Origin of the sequence: Corallococcus terminator, from assembly GCF_003611635.1 — a bacterium.
Taxonomy (GTDB): domain Bacteria; phylum Myxococcota; class Myxococcia; order Myxococcales; family Myxococcaceae; genus Corallococcus; species Corallococcus terminator.
Map to the genome: position 1 here is coordinate 1 of NZ_RAVZ01000500.1, position 4,862 is coordinate 4,862.

Below are 4,862 nucleotides of genomic sequence, written 5' to 3' on the forward strand. Positions count from 1 at the left end.
GTGCAGGGGCGACAGGCGGAGGCGAGGAGCCCAGCAGGAACCAGAGGCCTGCCCCCGCCGCGAGCAACCCTCCTCCCGCGCCCAGGCCCACGAGCAGCTTGCGCGACGAACCGGAGGGCGTTGTCGGGACCGGCGGATCCGGTTCCGTCGTCCCCGTGAGCGCCGTGTTGGGAGGCTTCGCGGCCCGGGCCATGCGCCGGGTCTGGACCCCTTCCTGGGGCGGTCGTGCCACGGGCGCCGGCGCGAGGGTGGCCGCACCCCACGATTTCATCTCCTGCTGGAAGGTCCCCGGCACCGACAGTTGTCGGCCCTGCTGCTCCAGGTCGCCCCGGAACAGCACGCGCAGCAGGTTCGCGATGCTCAGCGACGAGAAGCGGGGATGGTTCGCGTACAGGTAGCCCGCCAGCGCCTCCGCGAACTCGTGGCTGGATTCGAAGCGCTGGTCCCGGTCCGCGGTCAGCGCCTTCATCACGATGTCGTTCAATTCCCGCGGCAGGTCCGGACGGAGGTCAACGGGAGGGGGAATCTCACCGCGCGCTACCCGCATCATCACGACCTGGGGCGGCCCATCCACCGGCAACCTGCCGCAGAGCAATTCGTACAACACGACGCCCGTGGCCCAGACGTCCGTGCGGGCATCCACGTCTTCTCCTCGCGCCTGCTCGGGCGAAAAGAAGAGGTACTTGCCCTTCACGACTCCTGGCTCCGTCCTGACGCCGCGCAGGAGTTTGGCCTTGGCGATGCCGAAGTCGACGATCTTGACCTGGCCTTCGTAGCCGACGAGCACGTTGTCCGGAGAGATGTCCCGGTGGACGATGTCCAGCGGCGTGCCGCTGCCGTCCGTGCGCGAGTGCGCGTAGTGCAGCCCCCGGCACATCTCCATCGCGATGAAGACCGCGACGGGAACGGGCAGGGCGGCCATACCGCTCTTGATGGCTCGTTTGAGGACGCGGTGGAGGGGCTGGCCGTCCACGAACTCCATGGCGAGGAAGTACTCGCCATCCACGCGGCCGAAGTCGAAGACCTGGGCGACGTTGCCGTGGGACAGCGTGGCGGAGATGCGCGCCTCGCTGATGAACATGGAGATGAAGGCCTCGTCGTCCGCGTACTCCGGGAGGACCTTCTTGATGAGGACCGGCTTGGTGACCCCGGCTGCGCCCACCAACTGCGCGCGCCACGTCTCCGCCATACCGCCCCGGCTCAGCCAGGACACCAACTCATACCGCCCGAACGCATCCCCCACTTGCAGTGCCATGTGGCGGGCATCTTTACCCCAGAAATCCTGGAGTGCGGAGTAGACCCCTCCCCGTCTGTTTGAACGGGAATGGAGGCTCCTTCGCTGCCTGGGGGGCAGGCGGCCGGGTGGTCATGTAGGGCAGGGGCTCACCCCATGCGACGACGGCGGCTCAGGGCGACTGCTTCGACGTGCCGGCGGGCAGCGTGACGTACAGGCGGCCCAGTTCGGTCAGCTCTCCGGAGGCTCCCAGCAGGTTGATGGACGGGATCTCGTTGTTGCGTCCGGAGAACCAGGAGTAGCGCTCGATGGCGGGTTCCGACTCCAGCCAGGGGATGGCGTCCACCATGTATTTCTTCTGCACTTCGACGGTGATCTCGTTGTGGGGACGGTCGCCGCACGCGAACTCCGTCAACCAGAGGGGCTTGTCGTACTTCTTGAACCGGTCCACGTACCACTGGAGCGCGCCCAGGTCGCACGCGTACCAGTGGATCGCGATGGCATCCACCTGGCAGCCCTGGCAGGCCTTGAAGAAGGCATCCAGGTAGACCACCGGATCGCCGAACTTGACGCCGTCCTCCGTGACGCAGTCCCCGCAGTAGTTCACCGCCGGAGACACCAGCTTGAGCTGCTTGCGGCGGGCCACTTCCTCCAGCACGGGCCAGAGCGCGGCGGCCTGCCGGGGTGTCTTGTTCGCCTGGCTCAGGAAGTTGGGCTCGTTGAAGCCCAGCAGGTACTGCGCGCCCGCGGGGATTTCGGAGGCGAGCTGATCCGCGTTGGGGGTGCCGCCCCAGGCCATGGGGACGAAGGAGACGGCCTCGGAAGCGTAGACGCTCGCCGCGCCGTCTTCCGGCCGGGGGGACCAGTTGTACCACCAGCTCATGCCGGGGGAGAGCGCCTTCAGGTCCGCGGCCGAATGGTAGCCATAGGCGAGGCCACGCTTCGCGCTCTTCGTGACGACAGGAACTGGATCCTCTGTCTGGGATTGCCCTCCCGCCGCGGGGTCGCACGCCAGGATTGGCAGGAACAGGACGGCCAGGGAGAGCGTTGGAACGACCCGGGAGCGGAGCATGGCGTGGACTCTACTCCCGGACGGCGGGTGGGCGCTGGCGGGTCCTCCGGTTGCACGGCGCCGTAGGTGGACTTCGGGCCCGGCACTCAGATGTGTGGGATGTCCGAAGCGAAGCGGTGGTCGGTCGTCAGCGAGTTCGGGTCTTCCTTGTAGGCGGCGAGGATCTTGTTGGCGTTGTTCGCCACGCTGCGCGCGAAGATGCGGGCGTCGTCATGCCTGACGTCGATGTTGTCGCTGATGCGCTGCTCGGGATTCGTGTAGTTCGTGGCGCCCCCTCGCACGTGGTGCAGGTAGTTGTTGGCGCCCATGGTGCGCATGGCATCGAGGGCGACCCCGACGTTGAGCGCGATGGCCTTCTCGTCCGTCCCGTTGAGCTGGTTCAGGTCCCCCGGCACGTCCTTGCCGCCGAACGTCTGGATGAGGTCCTTGTTGAGGTTGAAGGGCCCGAAGTTGGTGGAGGAGCCGTTCTTGCTGAAGTCCGTGCCGCCCTCCTGCATCGCCTGCGCGACCAGCAGCGCGGCCTCCTCCTCGCTGGCGCCCGCGTTCGTGGCGGCCTCGAACACCTGGGACTTCCAGTAGCCCACCGGGTGGTCGTTGTACTGCTTCGTCTCCTCGTAGGAGAGCTCCGGGTAGACCTGGTCGGAGCCGTGCGTGCCCGCCTGGACGAGGGACTCGGTGCTGACCGCCGTGTCGCCAGCGCCCGGAGGCGTCGTCGGCGTCGTGGACTGCTTCGTCGACTTCACCTCCGGGTCCTGTTCGAAGCTGTCGGTCTGGAAGCGCTTCACGACCGGGTGGACCGACGGGGTCTGCGTGCCCTGCGCTTCGGAGGCCGGCTTCGCCTGGAGCCTGGACAGCGTGGCGGGGTCGGGGCGGAACGCGGGACGCTGGGTGATGGCGGAGAGGGACATGGGGTTTCCTTCTTCGGATTGCGTGTGGGGCCTGTTGCGGCCGTGTGCGCTGTTCCAAAGCAGGACCCGTACCAACCCGTTTCGCGTGCCGCCTCAGGGTGCCTTCAGAGGGGAACGCCCCGGGCCGGGGTGCCCAGGTGGGTGACTCGAGTCACCCGACCCCGTTCAGGTGGGTGACTCCAGTCACCCGGCGTCTTCGTCGTCCGGGGAGGGCTTGCCGTCGCTGAGCTCCAGGCCGTGTTTGCGCATCAGCTTGCGCAGGTAGACGCGGTCGATGCCGGCCTCCCTCGCGGCGCGGTTGAAGCGGCCCTCGCAGCGCTTGAGCAGGCTCATGAGGTAGTCGCGCTCGAAGCCCTCGACGAGCTGCTCCTTGGCTTCCTTGAACGGCCGGGCGAGGTCCAGGTCTCCGCCCGCGCGGGACGCGGCCTTGCGGGGCACGCCCGGGTCGATGTCCGGCAGGGACTCCTCGCCCAGGTTCACCACGCGGTCCACCACGTTGCGCAGCTCGCGCACGTTGCCCGGCCACGGGTACTGCAAGAGCAGCGCGCGCGTCTGGTCCGACAGGGCGCCAGGCGGCTTGCCCAGCCGCTCCAGCACGGTGTCGATGAGCAGCGGGATGTCCTCCGGACGCTCGCGCAGGGGCGGCAGCACCACGCGCAGCACGGCCAGCCGGTGGAAGAGGTCGCGGCGGAACTTCTCCGCCCGCACCGCCGCCTCCAGGTCCACGTGGGTGGCGGACACCACCCGCACGTCCAGCTTGCGGTAGTCGTTGCCGCCCAGGCGCTTCACCTCGCGGCGCTCCAGCACCCGCAGCAGGCGCGGCTGCAGTTCCAGGGGCAGCTCACCGACTTCGTCCAGGAAGACGGTGCCGCCCTGGGCGCGCTCGAAGGCGCCGGCCCGGTCGCCGTGCGCTCCGGTGAAGGCGCCCTTCACGTGGCCGAACAGCTCCGACTCGATGAGCGTGGGCGCGATGCCCGCCAGGTCCACCACCACGAAGGGGTGTTGCGCGCGCGAGCCCTGCTGGTGCAGCCCTTCCGCGCACAGCTCCTTGCCGGTGCCCGTCTCGCCCTGGATGAGCACGTCCGCGTCACCTGGCGCCATGCGCTCCAGGAAGGTGAAGACCTCGCGCATCCTGCGGCTGGTTCCCACCAGCGCCCCGAAGCGGTCTTTCGAGGACAGGAGCAGCGAGCGCTCGCGGGTGTCCTCGGGCATCACCTTGAGCCGGGTGGCGCCCAGGGTGAGGACGGCGCCGGGACGCACCTCCAGTTCGGTGAAGCGCAGGCCTTCACAGAAGGAGCCGTTGTACGAACCCAGGTCCGTCGCGACGACGCGCTCCTCCGTGACATCCAGCCGCACGTGGTGGCGCGACACGGTGGTGTCGTCGAGCACGATGTCGCAGTCCGCGCTCTTGCCCAGCCGGTACGCGCCCACCGGCAGCGGGTATCCCCTGCCGGCGTCCGGCCCCGACAGCACCCACAGCTTCAGCCGCACCCGCCCCGCCGGTTTCACGGGAAGGGTCGAGGTCCGCTCGGAGGGCCGCGCCTTCGGCCCGTCCTGCTCGTCATCCGGTCGCGCCACGGCCGGGACGCTACCACGCGGGGGAGGGGTCACCTGCCGCCGCGCCGCCGGGGCTCGTGGCGGGCCGGAG

The 4,862-nt window shown here is 69.0% G+C and carries 4 protein-coding genes; all 4 read right to left on the reverse strand.

All coding sequences use genetic code 11. The features are described from left to right. A partial coding sequence (locus tag D7V88_RS38920; protein WP_147449064.1) for a serine/threonine protein kinase occupies window positions 1-1,255 on the reverse strand: 1,255 nt, incomplete at its 3' end. 151 nt (window positions 1,256-1,406) lie between these two features. Further along, the gene (locus tag D7V88_RS38925; protein WP_120545586.1) at window positions 1,407-2,306 is read right to left on the reverse strand and encodes a glycoside hydrolase family protein; all 900 of its coding nucleotides are present in this window, start codon (window positions 2,304-2,306) and stop codon (window positions 1,407-1,409) included. Between the two features lie 86 nt (window positions 2,307-2,392). After that, window positions 2,393-3,214, reverse strand: a complete 822-nt coding sequence (locus D7V88_RS38930; RefSeq protein WP_120545587.1) for a hypothetical protein — start codon at window positions 3,212-3,214, stop codon at window positions 2,393-2,395. A 183-nt stretch (window positions 3,215-3,397) separates the two neighbouring features. Further along, window positions 3,398-4,792 (reverse strand): sigma 54-interacting transcriptional regulator, encoded by a 1,395-nt coding sequence (locus D7V88_RS38935; protein ID WP_372241166.1) that lies wholly within the window; start codon window positions 4,790-4,792, stop codon window positions 3,398-3,400. Window positions 4,793-4,862 lie beyond the last annotated feature (70 nt).

What these genes read in the sequence shown, in the direction of transcription:
- D7V88_RS38925 (WP_120545586.1), bottom strand. Translation starts at nt 2,306, where the DNA reads ATGCTCCGCTCCCGGGTCGTTCCAACGCTCTCCCTGGCCGTCCTGTTC.
- D7V88_RS38930 (WP_120545587.1), bottom strand. Translation starts at nt 3,214, where the DNA reads ATGTCCCTCTCCGCCATCACCCAGCGTCCCGCGTTCCGCCCCGACCCC.